A 26,808-nucleotide genomic window follows, 5' to 3' on the forward strand; every position below is an offset into this window, starting at 1 on the left:
AGAACAGCGGCTCGATCTTCATCGAATCGCTGTTCTTTTGGTTTGTCATCAATACTTTACTTCGATCCCGATTGGTTCAATTCCTTTATCGTCAAATAGTGCTCAATGCTGTCCAGAATTCTCTCCAACCCGAACTCGAAATCATCACCGACGTTGTTGTCCTGCTCATTCTCTCCCGTATATGCCCCCGACGCAATCACAGGGTAGAGATCTGGATACTGCTCCGGCTTGACCAGCATTTGAAGCGCAGATCCATAATTCACTCCGCTGAAACTCGCCACCGAAGAACCCGCTTCCACAGCACGGTCGATATCCCGAAGGAGCATGCCGCCGGATCTGGAATAGCTGCTCAGGAGGAGAATGAACGACATTTTCTCGAAATGATTCAATGGCAGTTGGCGCATGGAACGCAGTGCCCAATCAATGACCTTCAGATTGTACGGCGCAAGCGGAATCCCCATAATCGGAATATCGATGTACCACGGGTGGTCACGGAACACTTGCATACACGCCCTCACAAATGTACGCAAATTCTCCCGCCAATCCATTGATTCCTCCGCAACGTCGGGTATCTGAATATTGCATACAGCATCCTGCATAAGATATAGCAGATCATCCTTGCTCGATATATAACGATAGAGAGACATCGTCGTAAACCCAAGCGAGCCAGCCACGCGACTCATCGATACAGCTGCGAGTCCGTCTTTGTCGGCGATAGCAATAGCGGCTTCGACGATTTTCGGAATGCTCAGTTCGCCTTTAGGCCCTCTCGTCGGTGGTTTGTTCAATCCCCAGCTGAGCTTCGCACCGTTCGGCAGCGCGTTCAACACATCTTGATCTTCAGGTCGGTTGTCCTGCATATCGGAAAAGCCCCCATTCATTCACCCGATAAAGTGTATATTATATACACAGTATACCATAATTTAGGGCATCGTTCGAACATTTCATGATCATTGGAAGGATGCCTATCATTTCACCGCGGAAATAATTAAGAACATCGGACGGCGCAGCTCATCCCGCATTCCGTCATATTTGTCGAGCAACTCGATAGCAGGCTGCGGTTCGCTTAGTTCTTTGATCGTAAACCCGGCACCGATGAGCAAATTCAGATGCGTCGCGACAGTACGGTGGTATTTGACAACCTCGGTCTCCAAGAAGTTCGCAACCCGCGGGCCTTCGCTCTGGTAATCATCCACTGGCCAGTGCAGACGTTCGCCCGCTGCACCGTAATGCCAATCTTGGGCTGACCGCGCCGTAAAAATTGGATGTTCGAACGACAAGATGAACGCCCCGCCTGGCACGAGACTATGGTGGATTTGGCGATACACTTCTTCCAGATCCTGAATATAGTGGAACGCTAACGAGCTAATCACAACGTCGAATTCTTCTGCCGCGAAATCAATATCCTCCATGGCAAGACAGCGATAAGATATGGCGGGATCATCCGACAATGCTCTGGCACGTTCCAGCATCTTCTCAGAGATATCAAGGCCCAGCACCGTGCTAGCCCCCTGCTCGCGTGCATAACGGCAATGCCAGCCAAAACCGCAGCCAAGATCTAGCACGCGCTTCCCCCGCATATCAGGGAGCATTGCACGTAATGCCGGCCACTCCCCTGCTTCCTTCAGCCCGCCCGTGGAGCGTGGCATCTGGCTGTATTTATCGAAAAATTGTGGATCATCGTATTTATTTTGTTTCATATTACTGCACCCCTTGATTCCTTTATTTCATATGCATCATGATCAATAACGCTTCCCATTATACTTCATTCATTGCCCCGAACGTTGTGATCCACGAACCAGCCGGGTGATGGATAAGATCAACAAGACGATCTTGCAGAACGGGCGGCAGCACGTTATGCTGCTTAAGCGACGCCGTCTCAAGCTCGATCCATTGGAACGTAAGATGACCTTCTTGGGAATCAGGGATATGATGCGCGTGCAGCATGTCCGATTTCACTTCGAACAAATGGCTAATTTCATGGTGCATCACACCTTGCTCATCGTACCGATGCGTCTCAAGGACACCTAGAAAACGGGTGATGTGACACGCTACACCTAGCTCCTCATACAGCTCTCTCCGCAGCGCATCCTGCGCCCCTTCACCCAGCTCAATGCCGCCGCCAGGTAAGAACACATGTGCCCCTTCAACCTCGCTACTAAAAGCTTGTTTTCATGCACAATCACCGCTCGAGCAATATGGCGAAATTGGATGTTCACCACACACACCTCCGATTGATATCCGATTTGTCTCATTCATGATGTATTTTATCAGATGTTGGAAATATTAGGGAGGTGTCATATCAGGTTGTGTTATGGGACCTGCTGCTCTATCCTGGATCATTGCAGGAAGAAACAGCAGAACGCCACATTAAATCCGCTCTATATTGGATCATTGCAGGAACTTTCTCATATCAGCGTGGAGATAGATCGATATGCTCCTATTATCGTGCAGATCTCCATGATAGCTCAGCTAAGACACGTCTCCTCCCACCTTTTCCTGCAAATATCCACGATAGCTGCTCAAACGCTGCCGCACTCGCCGCCAACCTACTACTTATTAAAAAAAACAGCCCCTCCCGAGGAGTGGACTGTTCATCTCACACATGCAATCGATAAGGTGCCGTCGATTCCCGCACAATTATTTCTGGTTGCAGCATGATCGATGTATTCCGTTTGGAGCCCTGAATCAGCTTCAAGAGCAGGCGAGCCGCTTGCTGACCCATCTGTTCACCCGGCTGGCGGACCGTGGTTAGACGCGGATGAATCTCCGAAGCGAAGGCCTGATCATCATAGCCGATTACCGATATATCCTGCGGTACTCGATACCCTGCGCTCTGGAACGCTTCCATTACTCCAAGTGCCAGACCATCATCCCCAGCGAACACCGCTGTAGGAATAAGCCCTTGCGCAATCCACGCTTGGGCGGCTTCAAAGCCGGTGCGGATGCCGAAGGTTGTATTCGAGATGACGAGTGGCGTTAGCCCCGCTTCCTGCAGCGCTTGTTCGAATCCTTGTCTCCGCTGACGTACACTTAAAAAATGCTCGGGGCCGCTTAGATGCGCAATCTTCGTATGACCGAGCTCCAACAAATGACGGGCCGCGTCGTAGCCACCTTTCGTATTATCCACGTTCACCGTTAACGCTCTCGAATTTTCCACATGATTATCGATGATAACAAACGGAATTCCCTTACGCTTCAGCTCCGTTATATCATTCTCTTCATTTAACGGCGAGAGCACGATAATCCCATCGACACGATCCTCTTGGAATAAAATATTATGCTCCCTCGCATCCTTCTTCGTCGGATTAAATATGGACAATGCCAGGAAATAGCCCTGCTCTTCCAAGCATTCATTCACGGATTGGACAATCGTCTCGAAGACGGTATCCTGCAGCGTAATTAATGTAAGACCAATTACACCTGTCGAACCCCTTGCCAAGCTTCGCGCTGCCGAATTCGGCCGGTAATCCAGCTCCTTAATCGCTTGAAGAACCTTCTGGCGATTACTGTCCCGAACAGAAGGAACATTGTTCAATACTTTAGATACTGTGGCGAGCGAGACGCCTGATTTAGCAACAACATCTAAGATACTTACTTTTTTCATCCCGGTTGGACTCCTCCAAATTATATAAACGTTTATATATATTTATGATATCATCATAGTTCCATTATACCCTACCGTCAACCTTTAAGTATATATTTGACAATCCGGAAATCGAAGGATTATTATATTACTTGTAATTATAAACGTTTATAACTAATTTATCATCCCATCGTTTAGGAGGCATTCCCTTGAATTATCAACCGAACAGTCAAAGGTATGATAACATGCTGTACAACCGTTGTGGGAACAGTGGTCTCAAACTTCCTGCAATCTCCTTAGGTCTCTGGCATAACTTCGGAGATGGATTTGTCTTTAACCATTGTCGTCAAATGATCCAGCGCGCATTCGACCTTGGCATTACACATTTTGATCTCGCCAACAATTACGGATGGCCGGGAGGATCCTCGGAAGAGACGCTTGGTAAAGTCTTGAAGCTTGACTTCGCTTCCCATCGCGATGAGCTGGTTATCTCGACCAAAGCCGGGTGGGATATGTGGCCTGGACCTTACGGCGATGAAGGATCGAAGAAGTACCTTGTCGCAAGCCTCGATCAGAGCCTCAGACGGCTTGGGCTTGATTACGTCGATATTTATTACCATCACCGACCAGATCCGAATACACCGATCGAAGAGACGATGGGAGCGCTAGATCTGCTCGTTCGCCAAGGCAAAGCATTATATATCGGGATCTCCTCCTATAACGTAGAAGAATCCCGCGCAGCCTTCGCTGCGCTGCAGAAGCTGGGCACACCGTGTCTAATTCATCAACCTGCCTATTCCATGCTGGATCGCACAGTAGAGGACGGGTTACTTGACCTGCTAGACCAACAAGGTGTCGGCAGCATCGCCTTCTTCCCGCTCGCCCAAGGCATACTGACGAATAAATATGTCACTGGCATCCCGGCCGATTCGAGAGCAGCCCGCGGCATGCGGTTCCTGCAGCCATCACATATTACGGATGAGATTATTTCGAAGACATCACGACTCCATGAAATTGCCCAGGCTAGAGGCCAGTCTTTAGCGCAAATGGCCATCGCATGGGTGCTGCGTGGCGGTCATGTTACTTCCGCGCTGGTTGGTGCTAGCAAAGTCAGTCAAATTGAAGAAAATGTCGGAGCGCTCCAGAACCTCTCCTTCACCGAAGAAGAACTGCAAGTCATTGATCATATTCTCCAATGAGAAAGCTGTTTTCAGATTCTATTGTAGTAAACGAAAGACCGTCACACCGATCAATGATCGGGTGACGGTCTTTGACATTACGGCTGTTTCGTGAAGTTCAGCCAATTCAGGTTCGGATCGCCTTTTGGCATCGAGATGCGAATAGACTGAAGACCTGCTGGCAGCGCAATCGTCGTGGTGGCCGTTTTCCACGTCTGATATCCGCCAGTCTTCGGAATGTTAATAGAGCCTAACAGCGTACCGTAGCTGTCTCGAATTTGGAAGACGCCCCCGGTCACCGGACTTGCGACACGGAAATCGACATTGTAGACCCCCGCGCTCTGAACGTAGACGACATAATCCAACCAGCCGCCTTGGCCATTCCATCCAACATTCTTGCCTCCGCCCACATCAGACGTATTCTCTAGCGATGTGTTCGCCGTCGCTTGATAGTTCTCGGCTTCAATTTTCCCTGGAATCGCCGCTGCCGTTGCCCCCGAGCTTAGTCCGTTACGAATAGCTTCCCAGAAGGTTGCGTCCTCTTCCCCTAAGCTATAGATCGAGACACCCGCCAGACCATACTGAACCGTATAGTTCGTTTTCTGAGCAATACTGAGCGCATCTTCATACCATACGATATGGTTCTGACCGTTCGTCTTGTACTTGAAATACATCGAGCCTGTCGCAGCGTCTCTTGTCGGCGTCGCGCGATACGTGCTCATCAGATTCGGAATATCCTTCGAATACATGAGCACATTGCTGCTGTTCGTTGGATCGGATAGATTCCAATCGTTCCCGTAAGCAGGTATGCCCATGAGCAGCTTGCTAGGGGATACATGCTGTACGGCATAATCCAGCGCATTCGTAATGAATGACTTACTCGATACCGGACCTGAATCGCTCCATACCCCATATTCGTCATAGGTCATCATTTGCAGCAGATCTGCATCTTGACCAAGCGCCGTGAAATCGAACGGATAAGTCCAGCTATCATTCGGATTGTCTTCTGTCTTAGCAGGCACAGAGACCATCGTGTAGAAATTGTTCTGCTTCATCACCGTAGCTACATCATGCACAAAACTCGTAAAGTTCGGGCCTTCCGTCGCGAGCATGCCTTCAAAATCGATATTGATGCCTTTATAATGATTGTCTTTGACAAGCTTCAGCATATTATTAATCAGATTGCTTCTTGCCGATGGATTCGTCAAAACGGTATGCGCTAATGCGCTGTCCCAATCATAGGTAGCATCATTATAGTTAGAGACGAGTGCATAAGAGACAATGCCATGCTGATTCGCATAATTCACCGCATCTGTCGGCACATTACCGATCAAGTTCCCGTTCATGTCTGTATTAAACGTATCGGTCGAGAGATGTGTGAGATTGCTGCCAAATGCATTTAGATCATTACCCGTATCGACTGTGTAATAACCTAATACAATAGGGGGCGCAGATGCGGCCTTGGCTATCCCTCCTCCGAAGGACATATTACTCGACAACAGGGTCACGATTAATCCGAACAAGGCTAATGATTTTTTCATTGCATTCTTCCTCTCCCCTACTTCAACTTTTTTACATTCTCCAGCCATCTGTCCTGCTTAAACTTCAAGAGCTTGGCGTATCCCACTTTCTGCGCATCTTGCTCGGCCTGATCGAAGATCGCTGCAACCTCTTCATCGCTTTTCGCATTCTGAATGGACATGGCTCGTGCCTTGGAATAAATTTCTTGCACACTCTGCGCGATAATTCCTTCTTCCGATTCGACCGTTGGGTCCAGATTAACGAATTGCGTACTGTTCAATTGCGTCTTCCATGTAATTTCGGACTGCCAACGCGTCTCCCAGTTCTGCTCTTCCGGCTTTAATGTCTTCTCGAATTTCATCTTCGACGTATCGATGAACGATGTATTACTGTTCCATTGAAGATCTGCTGTTGAATCCATGAGTTCGTTGCGCCCGACTGGATCGCTCGTGAATTTATCGGTAAAGATCGGTGATCCTTCCGCATCGAACCCTTTCCAATACAACCCTTCAGGCCCCCAGATAATCGTGCTCTGGCCTTCTGGCCCCGTTGACCAATCGAGAAAAGCGAAGATGCCTTCCGGATTTTCAGCTGCTTTCGTGATGACGCTGACATTCCACCCAAGTTGATTGTAGTTGCCTGGATAGATCTTGTTCTTGTCTAAACCTGCTTTATGAATCGGCCAGATCATGAAATAACCTGCTTCGGGATCTTTTGCGCGAAGCGCTGTGTCCGCACGTGATCCGAGCTGCGTTGGGCTTGGGGAAGCATAGACAGCGACGCGGCCTGTCGTCAACTTCTCAGAAACCTGATCCATGTTTTCGGTAAATGCATCTTGTGTCATCAACTTCTCACGATACAATCGGCTGGCGAATTGTACGGATTCACGATAAGCGGGGTCTAAAAATAAACTTTTCATCTCATTGCCTTCCGGAACGGCGATCATACCTGTGAAGTAAGCGGTCCGGCCTTCACCAAAGGCGGAGTACATCGTATCGACACCTGCTGCACCCTCACCCGACTCAAAAGGCACAACATCTGGGTATTTGTCCTTCACTTGTTTCAAATAGGCATAGAGATCATCTGTTGTCTCTAGCTTTGGCGAGCCCAGTTCTTTATAGATTTTGCTGTTCACGACATAACCTGCATTTCCCTGTGGCGTACTCGTATACCAATTCGGAAATTGATACAGCATGCCATCGGGAGAACGCAGCATGTTGAGCGTCTCTTCGCCAGCCCATTTCTTCAAGTTCGGATACTTGTCGAGGTAATCATCTAATGGGACGAGCAGACCAGCAGTACGCAGCTTCTCGATCTCGGAGTCGCGCTCGGTCCAGATCACATCCGGCAATTCATTCGACACGATCATCGTGCTTAGTTTTGTTTTGGCTGCCCCGCCGGAATTTATCGCGGTGACATCGACCTTCTTGTTCTCTTTGATCCATTTGGACGCTTGGTCTGCCCCCCATTGCGGCATCGTATACCAGTCGTAATTCCCATAGAAGCTGAAAGATAACGGCTCACTGCCTAGTACAAAAGCCTTCCCTTCGCTCTCGCTCTTCTCCGCCGCGCTTGTCTTCAGCTCGGACGCATCCGTGTCCTCTTTGCTGCATCCTGTCATCGCGAACATCACCCATACCATAATTATCGTCAGAAGCAACGATATTCTGTTCTTCTTACGCTCTCGCATTCGCTAATACCCCTCTCATTGAGATCGAATCAATTATTCTTTAATTGAACCAATCAAGACGCCCTTAACGAAATATTTCTGTATAAAAGGATAGACCATGATGATCGGCGCCGTTGCCACCATCATCGTAGCCATCGTCAAGGATTTGGTTGTTACCGTTTTCATATTCTGCAAATGCCCAGCTGCCGCCGAATCCATCTGCGACATTTGTTGAGACATGATGTTGGAATTCAATATTTGCTGAAGCTTGGTCTGGATCGGCAGCAAATCAGCATTGGAGATGAAGATACCTGGCGCAAACCAATCATTCCAATGATTGATCGCCGTGAATAGCGAGAGCGTCGCGATGACCGGACCGGACAGCGGGAGCACAATGCGAAATAAGATCCCAAAGTTCGAACATCCATCAATCGTTGCCGACTCCGATAGGCCGGCAGGCAGCCCCAGGAAGAAGGTGCGGAAGATGATCATATTCCAGACGCTGATGAGCCCTGGGATCACCATCACCCAGAACGTATTCATCATGCCCAATTCACGAATCAGAAGGAAGTAAGGAATCAATCCGCCGCTGAAGTACATGGTGATGACGCAGAAGACCATGTAGAACTTCCTTCCGACAAGCTCCTTGCGGGACATGCCGTAAGCGAAAATCGCTGTAGCTAGAATCGACAGACTCGTTCCGATCGCGGTACGCAGCACGGTAATGATGAATGCGCTTACTAATCGACGATCTTCAAAGACCACCTGATAGTTCGCAAGCGTAAAATCCCTTGGCCAGAATGTTATGCCTCCGAGCACGGTGTCTGTGCCCGAATTGAACGAAATCACTGCCGCATTCCAGAACGGATAGAATGTCGCAAAGCCCAAAATAGACAGCGTAAAATATACGAAGAAAGAAAACGTCTTGTCTCTAAAGCTACCACTATGCATCATCACATCAACCTTTACTCCAAAATCGGATGTCTACCATAAGCTGTTATTCGATTTGCGTGCGATAAAATTGGCCGTTGTCAATAATCCAATACTAATGACCGCTTTGAACAAACCTGCCGCCGTGGCGTAGGAGAATCGATTGTTCTGAATCCCAATGCGATACACATACGTATCGAGCACATCCGACACATCTCTGAGCGACGGATTCGGAGCGAGCAGCAAGATATCTTCAAACCCTGCATTCAGGAAATCTCCGATCGCTAGAATCATGAAAATAATAACGACAGGTGTGATCATGGGCAGCGTAATCAAATAAATCTGTCTAAATCGGCTTGCGCCATCGATCGAAGCCGCCTCGTACAAATGAGGATCAATGCCTGTAATCGCTGCCAAATAGACGATTGATCCAAACCCGATTTCTTTCCACACGTTCGTCGTAATTAAGATCGACCAGAAATACTTCGGCAGGGATAGGAAATTGATTGCACTATCAGTGAGATGCAGCTTCTGCAGCAGCATATTGATGCTGCCGTTATCTACGGACAGGAGCGACATCGCAAACCCCGATACGATCACCCACGATAGAAAGTGCGGCAAATAACTGATCGTCTGAACAATTCGCTTGAATGCCATTTTCCGTACTTCATTCAGCAGTAAGGCGAGGAGAATCGGGGCCGGAAACCCAATACATAACTTCAATAGACCGATGACGATCGTATTACGCATAATCTGACCGAACTCTGGCGCGTTAAAGAACATCTCAAAATGACGAAATCCAACCCAGGAGCTATCAAAGAAGCCCTTGAAAATGCTATAGTCCTGAAAGGCCATGAGCACGCCATACATCGGAATGTAGCTGAATATGAAAATAAACAGAATAGCTGGAACAACCATAATCTGAAGATCCCATTGTCTAAAAAACCGTCTCGTAGTCCCTCTGTTGTTCATCCTTCATGCCCCTCTCACGTCGCTCGCCTTTAGGAAAAGAACCGAGGCAAAAAGTGTTTGTTCTGAGCGAGCATCTCATCCAGCATCGGCTCTGCAATATTCGCTGAAGGCACGAGCGGGTGGTGGGACAATGCGAGCAGAGCAAGACTGCGATCCCCATGCACAGCCGCTTCGATGGCGAGCTGCTCATACGTCTTCACCGCATGAATGAGCCCCTTCACCGCAAGTGGCACATTCGATACCGGCAGCGGAATTGGCCCCTGCTTCGTTACGACACAATTGACTTCAATGCAAGCATCCGGTGGCAAGAAGTCAAGAATGTTCCCATTCAGCACATTCAACGTCTGAATATCGCGTGTGTCATTGTACAAGGATTTCATGAGTCGTACCGCCGCTTCCGAGTAATAGGCCCCTCCGCGCTGCTCCAGCTGCTTCGGCTTTTCCGATAGATTTGGGTCCTGATATAATGTGAAGAGTTCATCCTCAAGTCGTTTCACCACTTCTGCACGCGTACCTTCTCTAGCCGACGTCTCGATCTGATCTTCGAGCATCTCTTTTTGCAAATAGAAATATTTCAAATAATACGACGGGATGGCGCCCAGCGCTCGAATCAAATCCTTATTCCAAGACGATTGTGGAACATTCTTGCCGGTATAGCCCTCATGCTCGCCGAGCATCCCTTCGAGCTTCGATTCGCCGTCAATTCGGACTTGAGTCACCCAGTGCAAGTGGTTCAGCCCCACGAACTCTGCATAGATATGTTCAGCTGGTACATCATACAAATCCATTAACCATTTGTAGATGCCTGTTGGCGCATTGCATAGGCCAATTGCTCGAATCTTCGAATGCTTGTTAATCGCCTCTGTGACCATCCCCGCAGGATTCGTGAAATTGAGCATCCATGCATCTGGGCAGATCTCTTCCATATCCTTACAGATATCAAGCAATGCCGGGATCGTCCGCAGCGCCTTCATCATCCCACCTGGTCCCGTCGTTTCTTGCCCAATCACACCGTATTTGAGCGGAATCGTCTCATCCCAGATCCGGGCTTGCAGCAGTCCGACACGCATTTGCGTCGATACGAAATCTGCCCCCTTGAGCGCTTCACGGCGGTCCAGCGTGAGATGCACAGCGATCGGAAGATTCGCTCGCTCGACCATTCGCTGGGCGAGCTTCCCGACGATGTCGAGCTTATGCTTGCCTTCCGGAATATCAACGAGCCACACCTCCGTCACAGGGAATTCTTTGTAGTTTAGTATGAAGCCTTCGATTAACTCCGGCGTGTAGGATGAACCGCCACCCATGACCGCTACTTTCAATCGTCTAGTCAACGTGAACCACTCCTTTAAGATGTTTGATGAATCGAAGCTGCATATAGATGTCATCGGTTATCGTAAGTCCGTCCCAATCCATCGCGAGCAGGACAGCTCCAACGACGGGTTCCATGTCCAGTGTCCGCAGCTGACAATTCGGAGCCGCCTTGCGTACCTCTTCGAGAATGTAAGGATGGATAAATTGCGCATCCCCTTTAGTAATAATACTGCCTGCCAGCACAAGATCGAACGTTTCCTGCTGCATACCGAGCTTCTCAATGACCGCCTTCGCCGACAATCCTAGTTCCGTGCCTTGCACGCGTAGAATGCTTAACGCGATCTCATCGCCGACCGCCGCAGCCGAGAATAATAACGGGGCAAGTGCCGAAGGCGCCTCCATGCCATGGTCTAAAAAGTTATGGAACATCTGCTCTACCGAATCATAGCCCAGCTGATCTAATATGAGCGGCGTCAACACTGTCGCTTCGCTTCGGCCTTCCCAAGAGCGAATGACGGAACGGAACGCTTCGATCGCAAGCTCTCTGCCTCCGCCAAAATCGCCGTAGGGGTACCCGAACCCTCCGCATTGCAGCATTGCGCCCTGCGGATTAATCCCCGCACAATTCATGCCTGTACCGCAGATGACCACAACACCATACGGCCTCATCGTCCCAGCTCTCAGCGCACTGATCGTATCGCATACAATCTCATACCTCGGGAAGCCCAGCGACTTGATCATGGGTCTCAAGATCTGAAAATCCGCCTCTCGATCTGCCCCTGCTAAGCCGAACCCTGCGTAACGAATGTGTTCCGGTGCGAGCCCCGCTTCTTGCAGTGCTAGACTCGTCGCTTCTTGAATATTCCGCCTGGCCATCTCCTCTTGAATCTGATGGTTACCAGGTCCGCTGTGACCGCTCGCGATCATTCGCCCTTCTGAATCCGTGATGACGGCAAGTGTCTTACTGCCACCGGCATCTACACCTAGGTAATATCCCACACCTGTCTCTCCCATCCTGATAAAATATTCAAATAATTATAAACGTTTATAATTAAATTTCAAAAAATAAAGAGTGTCTCACTCTTTATTTCAAACCAAATGATTCAGCATTCACCGAAGAACCTTTTACAAGGATTTATTTATAATTTTATTATAAACGTTTATATTTTATGACCATATTCTAATGAAGTAACGCCATGGTGTCAATCCTTTTCTTCGACAAGCTTGTCCGATGATTTGGCTAGTCATGTCGAATCATGCTAACCAAATTAAAGTACATTGCTTTTATTTATTTAATATGATATTGTTACTAATGTCAGCTAAGATTTTTACGGTTAGTGCAGTCATAATTGGGTATTCTAGTAACGTGATTTGGGAAACAAAACCTGAGGAGGTCATTCGTCATGTCCAAATTAAACATCGGAATTATTCTAGGAAGCACACGCCAAGGTCGATTAAGCCCACAAGTTGGTGAATGGATTAAGAAAATTGCAGATGGACGCGGAGATGCGAATTATGAGATCGTAGATATCGCAGACTATAAACTGCCACTACTCGGAGAAGTAGATGCAACAGAACAAGCAACAGCTTGGAATGAGAAGTTATCTACGTTAGACGGCTTTGTATTTATCGTTCAGGAATATAACCACAGTATTACAGGCGCACTTAAGAACGCACTCGATTATGCACGCGAAGCTTGGAATAACAAAGCAGCAGGGATCGTTAGTTACGGTTCTGTAGGCGGTGCTCGTGCAGCTGAGCATTTGCGCGGCATCCTCGGCGAATTGTCTGTCGCAGACGTTCGCGTTCACCCAGCCTTATCCCTGTTCACAGATTTCGAGAATGGATCTGTCTTCAAACCAGCTGACCTGCATTTAACGAATGTCAATGGTATGCTTGATCAAGTACTTGCATGGAGCGGTGCATTGAAGACTTTGCGTTAAGATAGATGAAGGCCCATCCCTAGCACAATAAGGGGATGGGCCTTTTTTTCAACGGAGTCTTAGGAATACTTCCTTGTACTTAGCCGCTTGCTGAACACAGGATAGATTAAGGTAGACACAAGCGCCACCACCGTCATCAATGCGCCTGCCATATCCAACGTCATCATCGTGTACACGAGATAGAAGATCGGGGTGATTAATACCAATCCCGGTACAGCAAATAACGCTGCAAGCCACGTCCATCGTTCTTCTCTGCACCGGAATGAAATATTGATCCCGATGAGACTGAACACGAAAGGCCAGAACATGAGATAGCTTCCACCCGGCAGCAGGAATGCCGCCGCCACGCCAAACAGTAACCACAAGAACAAAATACTCGCCCATACATTCTCCGTACGGACATAACGCGAGAGCCAACGATACAAGCCGATGGTGATCAACGCAGTTATCGCGAGCAACCCGATCAGATAATACACACTAATATGAGATTTCGTTAGAATATCCGTATATCGTTCGCTCGACACATTCGACGGAATGAAACGCCACAGCAAAGGAATGACCCCATACACGAAGCCCAGACTGCCTATTGGAATCAGGATACCGCCCATCATCCCCCGAACCGTTAATCGATGTTGTCGGAACCCGTGCCATAAAGTGAGCACAAACAACAAGGCACCAAGCGCAATGAATCCAATTGCCCAAGACTGAGGATAGCTGACCATATGCCAACCGAACACATTAAAATAAATCCGATCTTCTTGCCGCACCTCGTTTAAATCAAGTTGGCCGAAGTGACGTGATAAGCTCAACATGTATTCCCCATGATGCTGAAGGCTGCTCCGATCCAAGTTCTCGGGCGTATCCGTAGGACTGTGGTACGCGTCTAACCCCATCCCGAAGGCAAAATTCATGCCAGGCAGTCCGCCCTGCTTAAATATCGTAAGGTCGGTGTCATTGGGCATTAGCTTATATACGTTATATATGAGCGAATACGCAATAGGCTGCTGCGCGGCTTTCATGAATTCTTGGATGATCCACCCGTTCTGCTCACTCGTCTCGAACATAAAGACGGGGCCTTTATTTCCCCGTGCCTCAAAATTGAGTACCAATCCGACATCTTGAACCCATGGATGATCCTGAATAAATGCTTTGGCCCCGAGCATCCCCATTTCCTCCCCATCCGTCATGAGCAGAATGAGATCATTCTTTAAAGGCTGCCCTGCTTGAATCGCTCGGACCGTCTCCAGCATCGCTGCAATCCCAGCGCCATCATCTCCTGCTCCAGGACCCTCGGGTACCGAATCGTAATGTGCAGCAATCATTAATGCCTTGCTGGAATCCGTACCCGGTATGCGCGTAACAATATTCTCAATATTCCCTGATAAATCGTATGTTTCCGTGGCGTGCGAACTCACCGTAGCCTTTTGTATTTCGGGTTGGTAACCGAGCAGACGAAGTTCAGAAATCAGATAATCCCGAACCTCCGCATGACTGGCGCTTTCGATCGGATGCGGGTTCTTCGCGATGACCTTCAACTTCTCAAGGGCCCGCTCCGCCGAGAATTGATCTGCAGGCGCATCGATCCCAACCGACTTCGGTGCCTGAATTTGCAACATGCCAACAAATACGGAAGCTGCGATCAACACGAAGATACTTATACGCCTGAACCATGTAACCCATCGCATAGGGGTCTGCTGTGAAGTCACTGGCGAGATTGGTTGATTCGAATTCACATAATATCCTCCTCATGAAAATAATGGAAAACATTTCAATGATTTCATCATAGCATATTTAACCTATAGCGTGAATTCCAGCGTCAGACTTGTGAAGAAGGGACAGATTCTGTCGTTCATTGATCCTAACGAATCCAGGCAACCTTATTTGATCTTGAAATAGCTAATTTCATCTATAACGAACCGCATTAACGCTATTTATCGAAAAAGGTGGTAATTTCAGCAAAAATCAGCGTTATAACGCCGATACGATTCGTTAGCGGTACGGAAGCAGCATTTTCGCAGAAATAAGGACATTCAGATTCGTTAGCGTAACCTCCTGCTAATAAAAAAGGACTCAAGCACACTACTGCGCTTAAGCCCTCTTATCTACCATTTCAACGGATTCTGCAATTACTTCATTCCTACCCCACTAAGACTTGCACCCTTCGCGAACACGCGCTTGATGCGCTCCTCCACCTCGGGATCTTGAATGAGCGGCGGCGCCTGATGCGGCTTCGACCGCGCGTCGATGATGACATTATCGCAGCCCCAATGCTTGAAGTCATAGAAGCTGTTCACCCCATAGATATCATGCGACGGATTGCTCCGCGTGAACGTCACCCAGAGGAAATTGTTCAGCTCCGCGCTCAGATAAGCTGGGTCGTCACAAAAAATGATCATCGGGCATGTGGTCAGCGGCCCTCTCGCACGGATCGCATCGCATAAATCGTTCACCTGCTGCTCCGCTTCCGGATAACTCGTGAACTGCGGTCCACGAACGGCGACAATCCCCGGCATCACGAAGTTGACTTGCTCGAAGCCTGGAAGTCCTTGCATGAGTTCGGGAACGTCCGTGCACAGCTCCCGCTTCTTATCGCCCACCGCAGCGAAAATAACCTTACTGCCCGTATTCAATCCCGTTCCTGAATAGTCGAGCGTATCGATCGTCGTATTCGTCTGGAAATGGATATCTCGGTGCAGATCGATTCGCTCCAAGATGTAGCCTAAGAAATCCTCCATCTCATGGGTGCTGACGTTCCGCCCCTTCTCCTCCGCCGTCATGAACAGGAACTTCGCGAGGCTTAGCTGCCCGGTTCCTAGAATCCGATTCGCTTGTGTCAGAATCTCAGCTGGCTGCTTCACCTGTTGGTACGGCGTATACCGCTCGCTGCCGATCGCGAATAACAATGGATGCACACCGGCCGCATCGACGGCATGGACCTCCTTCACGCCGCGAATTTCGTTCTGAATCGCACCGCCCGTCAACTGATGAATCAGATCCCCGAACGACGTATCCTCCTGCGGCGGCCGTCCCACGACCGTGAACGGGTAGATCGCATTTTCGCGCGCATAGACCTTATGCACTTTCATCACCGGAAAAGGATGAATTAAACTGTAATACCCCAAATGATCGCCAAACGGCCCTTCGGGCTTCGTGTCCTCCGGATGAATTTCTCCTGTAATGACGAAATCGGCGTCCAGACTGATGCAATAGCCGTCGACATAGGTGTATCGGAAATGTCGTCCCGACAAGAGGCCCGCAAAGGTTAATTCGCTCATGCCTTCCGGTAACGGCATAATCGCTGACAACGTATGCGCCGGCGGTCCGCCAATAAACACGCTGACCTTAAGCGGCTCTCCCCTCTTATTCGCCTTATGCTGGTGAACCCCGATGCCACGGTGAATTTGGTAATGGATGCCGACCTCCCGGTTCACCTTGTAGTCATTACCCGTCAGCTGTACACGGTACATCCCCAGATTGGAATTCATGATGCCTGGTTTCTCTGGGTCCTCCGAATAGACCTGCGGCAGCGTCACGAATGCCCCGCCGTCGCCTTGCCAATGTTTAATTAGCGGCATATCCGAGATTTGAATCTCTTTGAATCCTGCCGGACCGCCGCTTTTCTTGAATGGCAATGCTTTTCTCGCTGCCACCCCTGTACCGATATATTTGAACGGATTTTTGAGCGCCTTCACCGGGTCGTTGCGAAGTCCAATCACGTTCTGCGTCGAATGCCAGGTATCGCGGAAAATAAACTTGCTGCGCTCCATCGTTCCGAACAGGTTAGAGACGGCGCGATATGTCGAACCTTTGACATTCTCGAATAATAGAGCCGGACCCCCGGCTTCATAGACTTTCATATGTATCGCAGCCATCTCCAGATGCGGATCCACCTCTTCGCGAATCCGAACCAAATGGCCATGTTTCTCCAGATCAATAATACATTCTTCCAAATTGCGATATCTCATGGGATAACTCCAATCTCTCGTAATATAGAACAAGATGACGAGGACAACAAGTCCAACCTCTATTATGTGAAAAAAGAAACGAAATCACAAGCCCGATGCCCGAATCGTTCACGGGTTCATTAGACTGTAACAAATAAGAAGTAGATTCAATTTCACATCTTTATCTGTTCTCCTGGTCATATATTGATGGAAAATGACTTTTGGAGGTATGACGATCCCATGCACGAGCTACATAGTCAAATCGATCAAGAAATCCAGCGGATAACCTACGGCTTAATCCAAGAACAGAAGCAGGATGGAAGCTGGCACTATTGCTTCGAGAACGGCATTGTCATCGATGCCTATCTCATTATTCTCCTTCGCTCCTTGAACGTTCCTAACGAGGAGCTCATCCGGCGGCTGCATGAACGCATTCTGGCGGAACAACAACCGAATGGGGGATGGCGATGGTATACCGATGAGGAAGGGGGGAACTTATCACTCTCCGTCGATGCTTATCAAGCCCTACTCTACTCCGGATACAGCCAGGTACACGATGTGCCAATGCAGCGGGCGAAGCGTTACATCTTATCGAAGGGGGGACTTGCGAGAGCCACGAGCATTCTGACCAAAGCGTTCCTCGCCATCACCGGTCAGCGCCCATGGCCAAGATCGATTACTTCCATCCCGCTTGAGATCATGCTGCTCCCTGCTTCGTTGCCGATCAGTCTCTATGACTTCTCAGGCTATTCGAGAGTCCATCTCGTCCCCTTGCTGTTGATGGCTGATCGGAAATTCTCCAAGAAGACAGTTGCGGCCCCGGATCTCTCTGACCTCTATGTCGGTTCGACAGAAGAAGACGAGGAACCCATGACTAGAGTTTTTCAAGAGTTGCTCGCAAGCATCCAATCCGGCCTAAGCCAGTTGATAGGTACGCCTCGTTCCTTGCATGAGGCAGCGACCAGGAAGGCCGAGCAGTTCATGGTACAGCGGATCGAAGCCGACGGCACGCTATACAGCTATGCCAGCTGCTCACTCCTGATGGTCTTCGCGCTCCTGGCCCTCGGCTACGATACGAAGCACCCGCTGATCACGCATGCCGTACAAGGGCTGATCGCGATGCAATGCCTTACGGATGGACGAACGACCATTCAGAACTCTCCATCCACCGTCTGGGACACCGCGCTGCTCGCCTATGCCCTGCAACAGGCCGGCATGTCGGAAGAGCATAAGACCATCCAACATGCCGCTAGCTACCTGCGCAAGATGCAGCAGCACAAGTCAGGTGATTGGCAGATTCGTAATCCGCATGCACTTCCTGGCGGCTGGGGCTTCTCGGAGACGAATACATTTATCCCCGATGTCGATGACAGCACAGCGGCGTTACGTGCCATCCAGCGATTATCGCATCAAGATCCTGCGTACCTAGACGCATGGAACCGTGGCATCCAATGGGTCATATCTATGCAGAACGATGATGGGGGGTGGCCCGCTTTCGAGAAGAATACCGACAAAGAAATGCTGACTTGGCTTGCGATTCCCGGAGCCAAATCCGCAGCGATCGATCCATCTGAAGCAGACCTGACAGGTCGGACACTGGAGTACTTGGGCAACTTCGCGGCACTGGGCACCAAGCACGACTTCATTCACCGGGGCACCCGGTGGCTCATCGAGAACCAAGGGGAAGATGGTTCCTGGTATGGACGGTGGGGGATTTGTTACATTTACGGCACGTGGGCGGCACTCACAGGACTGGTTGCGACGGGTGTCTCGCCAGATCATACTACCATCCAGAAGGCGGTCAAATGGCTGCTGACGATTCAAAATGAGGACGGCGGCTGGGGCGAATCTTGCAAGAGCGACCTGCTCCGCCGTTATGTGCCGCTTGAAGCGAGCACACCGTCACAGACCGCATGGGCGATCGATGCGCTGATCGCGACACATGCGCAGCCGACGCCTGCCATCGACCGCGGCATGCATCGCTTAATTACCTTACTCCACGAGACAAACTGGGCGAGCACTTATCCGACAGGTGCCGGTTTGCCGGACTTTTTCTACGTCCATTACCACAGCTATCGCACGATCTGGCCTCTACTCACGTTAGGTCACTACCAGAGTAAATATAGAAGTTCACGATAGCGGCATTCCATGAGAATATGGAAACTTCTGTCTTCCAGCCTGCACATTCATGATATAGTAAACTTTAATTTATAATTTTTACCATTTGGTTCAGGAGGGATTTGATGGACTATATTCGTGATTACGTCATGTACGCAGCTATTTTTGGCATGTTTAGCTTTAGTTGGTTCGGCTGGGCGCAGGAGAGACCGCGAGCAAGCTGGCGTCTCTATCTTGGCATCGCATCGGGCATCGCGCTACTCGTCTGCTTATACGGTGTCTATCTCAGCGTAACGCATTGGGACGCCCCGTCAGCATTGAACGATAAGACGTCTTACAGAAACTATTTGATCACTGTCTATGTTGAATTTTTCCTCGCTGCCGCTGGAGCTTTCGCCTTGATCCGATGGAAGCGCAAAGATTATGTTGCACCTTGGATTGCCTTCATCGTCGGGCTCCATTTTATCGGTCTGAAACCCGTATTTAACGATGCCAGTCTGTACGTTCTTGCTGCCCTGCTCGTCATTGTCTCGGTTATTTCGGTATTCCTCGCTCCGAAGCTGAACGTCGCGAATAGTGCGATTACGGGCATCGGTTCGGGCGCAGTGTTATTCGCATTTGCCATCTTAGGATTAATTCGATTCTATCTTGTCTAGGGCATTCGAATCGCTTCAGCAGTCCGCACTAATGGAAAAAGCAGCCTTACGGCTGCCTTTCCTGCCACATTTCATTTCAGAGATCTGACCCCACCTAGGAACATGGCGATCACCTTCATCGTATCCTCCAGTGCTGCCTTGCGCACGGATTCATGTGCAAGCCACAACGCCGTCTCATTCAATGCCCCCGAAATAAAATGCGTCATCGCGTCAAGCGAGACGGCCTGGAGAGCGCCTTGCTCCCTTCGGGGGATTGTCTACGATCATGCCAAGCAAGATTACCAATTTCGGCTTCATATCACTGTATATGCTTCAACTTATCCGGGTTCGCAACGATATAGATTTCATGGATATGGCCCTCGAAGAACTCGAACGAATACACATATCGAAGACCGCTATCCAACGTAAGCTGAAGACCCGGCATCCCATTGACCATAATGTACGTCATATCGAACTTCCCGCTGTACATCCGAAGCAGATTCTGCAATAAGCCAGCCACCTGATGTGCCCCGGCTACCGGAATCAGTCCCGCACGCACCTTGCCGCCGCCATCGGCGTACAACACGACATTATCGCTCAGCAGCTCGAGCAGCCGATCCTTGTTCCCCTGCGTGAGCGAAGTCACGAAGTCGTTGACCAGCCCTTCGGCGACAGTGATCGATGGGATCTGATCGGGATCAAAATGAATGCTTCGCTGGGCACGATGGAAAATTTGGCGGCAATTCGCGCTTGTCTTGCCAACCATCTCCGCAATCTCATCATACGAGTAATGAAAAATTTCGCGCAGCAGAAAAATCGCACGCTCTACCGCATTCAGCTGCTGCAATAGCAGCAGATAGGCCGTCGATATCGATTCATGCTGCAAATAAATATCCGAAGGATCTTCTTCTTGGTTGCAAAGGCCAACTAAGGGCTCAGGAAGCCATGGCCCAACATAGAGCTCTCTCTTCTTAACAGAAGAGCGCAATAGATCTAGGCAGCGATTCGTTACGATCTTGTAGAGAAACGCCCTTACGTTCTGAATCTCTTCTCTATTCGGCACTTGATTATAAGCAATAAAAGCTTCTTGCACGATATCTTCCGCATCCATGACACTGCCTAGCATACGGTAAGCCAAGGAGAATAGAGGCTTACGATAGGATTTATATAATGATTCTGTGGATGTCACGTTGTACCCTCTCCATTCCCTCATGCGTGAGGATATGTTGAACCGCTCTTTTGGCACTCGCTGTCGCCGCATCGACCAATAATTCGCCATGGGTGGCCCAATCCCCTGCCACATACAAGCCTGTGATTTCAGGTACGGCAGGACCCGGTTCGGCTTGACGCTTCACATGTGCAAAATCATAGCATACCGGAATTTTTGGAAGATACTGCTTGTCGATGAGTTCATTGCGCCAACCTGGCTGTATTAAGTCTAAAGCGCGCTCCAAATCTAGCAGATCCTTCTTCGGGTCCTTCTCTGTTCCTTGATATTTAATAAGGGATACGACTTGCGCATGGTCTTCATTCATCATCGCTGCACGCGACTGATTGCTGAGGAAGATCGGCTGATCTAGTCCATAGACGAACTGATGCTTCGGTTGTGGCAAGCGACGCAGCACGACATCCAGGCATGCTCCGGTAACCTCAATTGCCTGTTCTTTCCAGATCTGAATCGCCGTCGCTTCCGCATGCGGCACCAATTGATGCAGAACAGCAGGCGGCGCCGTGACGATCACATTCGCTGCTTCAATCGTCGTGGCATCCTCACATAAGACATGCGCCACACGCCCTTCACGATGCTCAATCGAGACGACTTTGCTCTTCGTCATGATGTGTACACCGAGTTTAGAAGCAACCTCTCGCATCTCCTCAACGATCGAGCCCCAGCCGCGATCAATGTACAGTACACCACGAAGGGCACTAATGAATTGGCGCAATACAGGTCCCGCTGCTTGAAGATCTGGAGCCATGACATAACTTGCCGTACGAAGCAGGGAATAGAACATATGTCGAACCATAGGGTCCTGAACATGTGTCTCAACCCATTCCCGAAGACTCATCTTGTCATAGGTATGGGTCTCCAGCTTGCCGAATTTCGTGAGCCAACCTGCAAACTCCATTTTCCCTCGCCAAGTGAGCAGCGGCGTCTTGATGAGGGAGCCTAGTCCTGTCGGCATTACCTGAAGCTTATCCTTCCAAATGCCGTATGCATCAATGGAAGGCTGACCCCCTTGCAGACGGAGACCTATTTCCCGGAACGTCTCGTATGCATCGCCTTGATATAAGGCGTGACCGCCTAAATTAAAATACGTTCCATTCTTCTTGTTCGTCATACCCCGACCACCTAAACGCTCTTGCTTCTCAATGAGTACTGTCCGCTTGCCTGCCCTTGCTGCAAAGATAGCTGCGGTTAACCCAGCAATGCCCCCACCTACGATTACAATATCCTTATTCAGCATCCGAATCATTCCTCTCAACTTGATACCCGTATGACGGGCGAGCGATTCTAGATGTGACACATCGGATGAAGTAATTAATCTGCGTGATTCGGATAACAAAAACCCCTTAGATGGATGCGGGCAACTCGAAAGTTCCCACCGTCCTTCTAAGGGGTCTAACCAATGTTTATGAATGATGACTGCGATTGCGCTGATATGCAAATATAACGATACCGAGCAGCATGATGCTTAGTCCTGCGAGTTGTATCGGAAGAGGACTATCCTCCCCTGTCTTCGGCAGGAATTTGCCTTTCCCGTTATTGCCGCCTTCGCTGCCTTCTGCGTTCGGACGACGGCCTTTCTCTTCATTGATCGCAGGTGGTTGTTGATCTTTACCGCCGCCTTGCTCTGACGTCCCCCCATCAGCATCACCATCTGAAGGTGAAGCGCCATCTTCTCCGCCGCCCGACGGTTCGTCTGGCGTTCCTGTTCCCGGTTCGGAAGGATCTACAGGATCTGTTGGTCCGATCGGTTTATTCGGATCAGGGGGGATAGGTGGTTCCGTAACTGGGTTTTCCCCGTCTCGCCCACCGATGGTGTCGCGAGCATTTTTCACGATAACCGCGACTTCTTTTCCTTTTACCACCTCGATTTTGGTATAGCGGTTATCCACTCGATAACCCACCGGCGCTTGGACCTCCTCGACATAGTAGATGCCTGGCCGAAGGTCCGAGAGACTCATTTCTCCATGCTTGTCTGTCACGAATAGCTCTAGCTCGTTGCCTTCACGGTCTTGCACAGGCCGTTTATCTGCATCGAGCAGCTTGAACACAGCCCCTTGCAATCGCAGCATCGGCTGTTCCGCTTCCACCTTTGTCAGCTTCACAGACCCTGGTGTGAGGTGATTCTCTGCTCGGAGCTTCACCTGGTCTTCGTTTGCAATGTCGAACGGGAGCGGCTCTGCTAGCGCATCATAATCCCTTAGCGGAGCAACCTCGACGAATTGGTAGCGCCCTGCCGCGAGACCATCGACCATGATCTTGCCATCGGCATCAGTCTTCAGTTGCGATCTAACCGGATGGCCATACGCATCTTGCAACTCGAACAAGACACCTTCAAGCGGAGCGCCATTGAACCCATCGACCTTCGTCAATTCAACCGAGCCGTTATCGATCACGCGGTTCGTCATCGTATATTCCTTGATGACGGTCTGATTCGGATCAATCGTGAACGAGATCGGCGCAGGATCCAGCTTATATCCCTTCGGCGCCTTGAGTTCGATCAACTGATAGTCACCTGGCTCCAGATTCGCCAAGACCACTTGTCCTTGATGATCTGTTGTTAGAGCTTCCTTCCCGCTTACAATCTGCATCCCACCTGCAACCTTCTTCTCCAATCGGAAGACGGCGCCTGCTAATGTTCGCGTGGTATCATCTTGATCCACCTTCGTCAGCACGAATGCTTGCTGAATCTTCTTGTTCTTCACCACGAATGTCTGTGTCGTGTTATTGGCGTCAAACTTCACTTTTATCCATTGTGTATCCGCCACATACCCTGATGGAGCGATGATTTCCTTGATTTGATAATCGCCCGATTTGAAGTTGATAAATTGTGCCTTACCTTCATGATCCGTCGCGTCGGATGTGGCGAGCAGCTTGTCGCCAGCTGCATTATAGAGTTCGAACTTGGCGCCTGACAGCTTGTGATTCGGATCAGCGGCATCTACTTTAACAACGGTTATATTTCCTTTTACCGCATGAATCGCGCCACCGCCTGCACCGGCAAAGTCAGCGACAATCTCCTGATTCGCAGAATCTCCGATTTCTTGAGCGGTCTTCCCGGCGAAAGATACGCTATTCGTCACTTTCTCGAGATGCACGGCATTCATGTAGGTCTGATATTCCAATACATATGCGCTCTCAAGCGCCTGATGGAACGTTATCGTAAAGGTTGGGCTGTCTGCCGCTGCGTTCTCATGGAACTCAAGCGTATAGTGCTGCGGATCAACCTCGCCTACTTTGCTCAATCGCCCATTCGCATCGGCTTTCAGTTGATAGAGTCTGAATGTATCCTTTAACGGAATCTGATTCGGTGACATTGTATCTTCCAAGACCGCGTTCTCGGCAATATAGGATTGGCTGCGGTTGATATGAATCGTCCAATACGCATGATCCATGTCGTTCACCGCTGTGCCTTGACGCCCCTTCTTATCAATCGACTCCCCACCATACACTGGAGCGATTGTCTTGGATTGTTCGAACAGCTTCGTACCCGCACCACCAGTATTGTCATAGAGCGTTGCATGATTCGCATATTCGCGATCTACGGACAAGGACTTCAAACTTGTCGTATACGTTATTCGATACGATGAATCAATCGGATCCCGGAACGTAATTTGGAATCCATCAACGGCATCGCCCTGCGATTTCGTCCATTCTACGTCGTATGCATCGAATCGTTCTCCGACAATAATCTGACCTTTGGCATCAATCGACGTTTTGTTGACCATGAGCGAACCTTCTAATAATGTCTGCTCACCCGTCAATTGATCAGTTACAACCGCATTCGGAATATGATGTTGGTTGTAATTGATATCGATCGTCCATGAAATCGATTTGTCTTCAGCGTTATAGACACCTGTCTTGTTCCCATTATGCTGCATGTTCTCGATCGGTGTGACATCAGCCGTCTTACCAATGGATTGGATAGCTCCTGAAGAATCCTCCCAAGTCATATCCGCCCGGTTCTTATACGTCTTCACCTTCTGCTTATCATAAGCAGCTGAATCAAATTGGGTCGTGTACGTGATGATGTAGTCCTTCGTCACAGGCTTTATGAACTTGATCTGGAATCCTCGCGTATAATCGGGATCCGGCGCGACGATATATTGCTGATCAGGCTCGAGCCCTGTGATGCGTAGACTACTCTCGAGAAATGTTAATCCTTGATCCGCGAACGAATCTCGAATGACGACGTTGTTCATGGTCTGTCGATCTCGATTCACCTGCAGCGTCCACTGAATCTCTTTGTCTTTATAGCTTGTAATTCGTCCGCTCTTCGATAGGATGACTTCCCGAATCGGCTTCGAATCCTGGCTTTCCTTACCGTCATGCATCACGACGACATTGGATGCTTGCCCATCCTGGAAGACACGGTCCTTTACTTTCGTCTGATAACGAATATAGTAACCTTCTTGAATATCTTGTTTGAAGCTTAGTTTGAACTGCGATGCGGACTTTTGTTCATCCAATGTATAATCCACATCTTGCGCAAGCGGCGCAGGATCTAGTGCCGCTCGTCCATCCGGGTTGATCTTGACGCGATAGACCTCAAGCGAGTTCTCGACGAGTTCCTGCGCCGGACGATTGTACGTATCGACCAGATAAGCTTGATCCTTCGGGATTCGCTGCTCATTGTAATTGTATTCAATCGCCCAATTCACCGTCTGCGTCACGGGGTCATAGGCTCCTGCTTTTTTGGATAGCGATTGGCTAAACTTCACGCTGACGTTACCCGTACGCTCCATCAGCGGCTTCTGGCCCTGATCATCGTATCCCTCATACAGCATCGCGTGATTGCTATACGTCGCTTGTTCTGTCGTACGAATGCACGTCGTATAGGTTACGCGGTATGCATGATCGATCGGATTATCGAAGGTTAGCTTTAACCGCTGCTGCTTCTTCCCCTCCGCTGTCATCTCGTCAGTTACTTGATGCGAATAATGACGATAGACATCATTCGTTACGCTGACCGTCCCATCCAGGTGAACCTGCAGCCGCTCTACCTTGATGGATGCTTCGTCAAGATCAAGTCCCGCAGGGATCACATCTTCTAAGCGAGGTTCGCGAATAATGCGCTCATCCTTGTTCAAATCGACGATCCAATGAATGGAGCTGGGATTAAACCCCTTGTCTGCGACGCCTGTTTTATCCATTGACGTGCCTTTTTGCTTGAAATGCAATGATACATCTTTGATCTCATCTTTGAACGGGAACAGCACTTTCTGCTCCGTACCGTCCTCTAACTTCGATGCATCCAGCTTGCGCCATACATAGAAATAACCGTGCATTTCCTGATTATTCTCAATGGTGTCGTTGAACAGCAGCGTTACCTCGCCTTCCGGCGTTACGGTGTACGATCCAACACCACCTGACAGATCCCCGGTTAACGTCTGACTAAGCGTAAATTTATCCGGCAGATCAAATGTGAAGGTGGAGTTCGCCTTATACCCATGATTCGCCGGCAGCGCCCAGTCCAAATAAATCTTCACGCGTTGCCCCGGATCCAGTCTGACCTCGGAGACATCCTGCTCGTGTCCGTCTTCTCCGACCGTTAGCCTGACCCTAGTAATGATATTCTCTGAAATCTCATAGACGGCATCCGTTACACTGCTTCCCTTTGCGCCGATTTGCAGACCATTCTCAGGCAAATCCGCAGCATAAGCCATCGGAATCATCATGTTCAGTACTATTGCAATAACTACATAGATAGATAGCCATTTCCTCGTTTTCCTCATTTTCAATCCTTTCATCTCTCCCAATCAAATGATAACGGCAA

20 protein-coding genes are annotated in these 26,808 nt (G+C 49.4%); 4 read left to right on the forward strand and 16 right to left on the reverse strand.

What is annotated here, in order from left to right; all coding sequences use genetic code 11:
- Nucleotides 1-56: 56 nt before the first annotated feature.
- From GCU39_RS16290 to GCU39_RS16305, 4 genes are all read right to left on the reverse strand, one after another.
- Nucleotides 57-860 carry a TetR/AcrR family transcriptional regulator gene (locus tag GCU39_RS16290; protein ID WP_152394484.1) on the reverse strand — a complete coding sequence of 268 codons (804 nt, stop codon included), beginning with the start codon at nt 858-860 and terminating at the stop codon, nt 57-59.
- A gap of 108 nt (nt 861-968) precedes the next feature.
- Nucleotides 969-1,700 (reverse strand): class I SAM-dependent methyltransferase, encoded by a 732-nt coding sequence (locus tag GCU39_RS16295; RefSeq protein WP_152394485.1) that lies wholly within the window; start codon nt 1,698-1,700, stop codon nt 969-971.
- A 58-nt stretch (nt 1,701-1,758) separates the two neighbouring features.
- The gene (locus GCU39_RS16300; protein ID WP_227793226.1) at nt 1,759-2,136 is read right to left on the reverse strand and encodes an NUDIX domain-containing protein; all 378 of its coding nucleotides are present in this window, start codon (nt 2,134-2,136) and stop codon (nt 1,759-1,761) included.
- A 463-nt stretch (nt 2,137-2,599) separates the two neighbouring features.
- Nucleotides 2,600-3,607 (reverse strand): LacI family DNA-binding transcriptional regulator, encoded by a 1,008-nt coding sequence (locus GCU39_RS16305; RefSeq protein WP_152394486.1) that lies wholly within the window; start codon nt 3,605-3,607, stop codon nt 2,600-2,602.
- Nucleotides 3,608-3,795: 188 nt separating this feature from the next.
- Between GCU39_RS16305 and GCU39_RS16310 the strand changes: the two genes are divergently transcribed.
- Nucleotides 3,796-4,785 (forward strand): aldo/keto reductase, encoded by a 990-nt coding sequence (locus GCU39_RS16310; RefSeq protein WP_193726507.1) that lies wholly within the window; start codon nt 3,796-3,798, stop codon nt 4,783-4,785.
- Between the two features lie 77 nt (nt 4,786-4,862).
- Here GCU39_RS16310 and GCU39_RS16315 read toward each other — a convergent pair whose 3' ends face one another.
- Genes GCU39_RS16315 through GCU39_RS16340 form a run of 6 tightly spaced genes read right to left on the reverse strand, consistent with a single transcriptional unit; the run spans nt 4,863 to nt 12,166 of the window.
- Nucleotides 4,863-6,305 carry a glycosyl hydrolase family 18 protein gene (locus tag GCU39_RS16315; protein WP_152394487.1) on the reverse strand — a complete coding sequence of 481 codons (1,443 nt, stop codon included), beginning with the start codon at nt 6,303-6,305 and terminating at the stop codon, nt 4,863-4,865.
- Between the two features lie 17 nt (nt 6,306-6,322).
- Nucleotides 6,323-7,975 carry an extracellular solute-binding protein gene (locus tag GCU39_RS16320; RefSeq protein ID WP_152394488.1) on the reverse strand — a complete coding sequence of 551 codons (1,653 nt, stop codon included), beginning with the start codon at nt 7,973-7,975 and terminating at the stop codon, nt 6,323-6,325.
- A 33-nt stretch (nt 7,976-8,008) separates the two neighbouring features.
- The gene (locus GCU39_RS16325) at nt 8,009-8,905 is read right to left on the reverse strand and encodes a carbohydrate ABC transporter permease (protein ID WP_152397282.1); all 897 of its coding nucleotides are present in this window, start codon (nt 8,903-8,905) and stop codon (nt 8,009-8,011) included.
- Nucleotides 8,906-8,938: 33 nt separating this feature from the next.
- Nucleotides 8,939-9,856, reverse strand: a complete 918-nt coding sequence (locus GCU39_RS16330) for an ABC transporter permease (RefSeq protein ID WP_152394489.1) — start codon at nt 9,854-9,856, stop codon at nt 8,939-8,941.
- Nucleotides 9,857-9,885: 29 nt separating this feature from the next.
- Complete coding sequence (locus GCU39_RS16335) at nt 9,886-11,160, reverse strand: 6-phospho-beta-glucosidase (RefSeq protein WP_456093969.1); 1,275 nt, start codon at nt 11,158-11,160, stop codon at nt 9,886-9,888.
- Between the two features lie 19 nt (nt 11,161-11,179).
- Nucleotides 11,180-12,166, reverse strand: a complete 987-nt coding sequence (locus GCU39_RS16340; RefSeq protein ID WP_152394491.1) for an N-acetylglucosamine kinase — start codon at nt 12,164-12,166, stop codon at nt 11,180-11,182.
- A 404-nt stretch (nt 12,167-12,570) separates the two neighbouring features.
- Here GCU39_RS16340 and GCU39_RS16345 point away from each other — a divergent pair, with 404 nt between their 5' ends.
- The gene (locus tag GCU39_RS16345; RefSeq protein WP_152394492.1) at nt 12,571-13,110 is read left to right on the forward strand and encodes an NADPH-dependent FMN reductase; all 540 of its coding nucleotides are present in this window, start codon (nt 12,571-12,573) and stop codon (nt 13,108-13,110) included.
- A gap of 59 nt (nt 13,111-13,169) precedes the next feature.
- Here GCU39_RS16345 and GCU39_RS16350 read toward each other — a convergent pair whose 3' ends face one another.
- Together GCU39_RS16350 and GCU39_RS16355 are read right to left on the reverse strand one after the other, a co-directional pair.
- Nucleotides 13,170-14,843, reverse strand: a complete 1,674-nt coding sequence (locus tag GCU39_RS16350) for a M20/M25/M40 family metallo-hydrolase (RefSeq protein WP_152394493.1) — start codon at nt 14,841-14,843, stop codon at nt 13,170-13,172.
- A gap of 393 nt (nt 14,844-15,236) precedes the next feature.
- Nucleotides 15,237-17,075, reverse strand: a complete 1,839-nt coding sequence (locus GCU39_RS16355; protein WP_152394494.1) for a UbiD family decarboxylase — start codon at nt 17,073-17,075, stop codon at nt 15,237-15,239.
- 219 nt (nt 17,076-17,294) lie between these two features.
- Here GCU39_RS16355 and shc point away from each other — a divergent pair, with 219 nt between their 5' ends.
- Nucleotides 17,295-19,193 carry a squalene--hopene cyclase gene (gene shc / locus GCU39_RS16360; RefSeq protein ID WP_152394495.1) on the forward strand — a complete coding sequence of 633 codons (1,899 nt, stop codon included), beginning with the start codon at nt 17,295-17,297 and terminating at the stop codon, nt 19,191-19,193.
- A 104-nt stretch (nt 19,194-19,297) separates the two neighbouring features.
- A complete protein-coding gene (locus tag GCU39_RS16365; RefSeq protein WP_152394496.1) occupies nt 19,298-19,828 on the forward strand; it encodes a hypothetical protein in 531 nt (176 codons plus the stop codon).
- A 71-nt stretch (nt 19,829-19,899) separates the two neighbouring features.
- On the opposite strand, the gene GCU39_RS32310 is transcribed toward GCU39_RS16365, so the two are convergent.
- The 4 genes from GCU39_RS32310 to GCU39_RS16380 form a co-directional block, all read right to left on the reverse strand.
- Complete coding sequence (locus GCU39_RS32310; RefSeq protein ID WP_265333398.1) at nt 19,900-20,034, reverse strand: hypothetical protein; 135 nt, start codon at nt 20,032-20,034, stop codon at nt 19,900-19,902.
- A gap of 92 nt (nt 20,035-20,126) precedes the next feature.
- A complete protein-coding gene (locus GCU39_RS16370) occupies nt 20,127-20,996 on the reverse strand; it encodes an RNA polymerase sigma-70 factor (RefSeq protein ID WP_227793227.1) in 870 nt (289 codons plus the stop codon).
- Entirely contained in the window at nt 20,971-22,281 is a 1,311-nt protein-coding gene (locus GCU39_RS16375) for a phytoene desaturase family protein (protein WP_227793640.1), read from the reverse strand. The genes GCU39_RS16370 and GCU39_RS16375 overlap by 26 nt, the downstream gene beginning before the upstream one ends.
- Before the next feature lie 157 nt (nt 22,282-22,438).
- Nucleotides 22,439-26,767, reverse strand: coding sequence for an LPXTG cell wall anchor domain-containing protein (locus tag GCU39_RS16380; RefSeq protein ID WP_227793641.1), 4,329 nt, complete (start codon nt 26,765-26,767; stop codon nt 22,439-22,441).
- Nucleotides 26,768-26,808: the final 41 nt, after the last annotated feature.

The sequence above is a fragment of the Paenibacillus guangzhouensis genome (assembly GCF_009363075.1).
GTDB lineage: Bacteria > Bacillota > Bacilli > Paenibacillales > Paenibacillaceae > Paenibacillus_K > Paenibacillus_K guangzhouensis.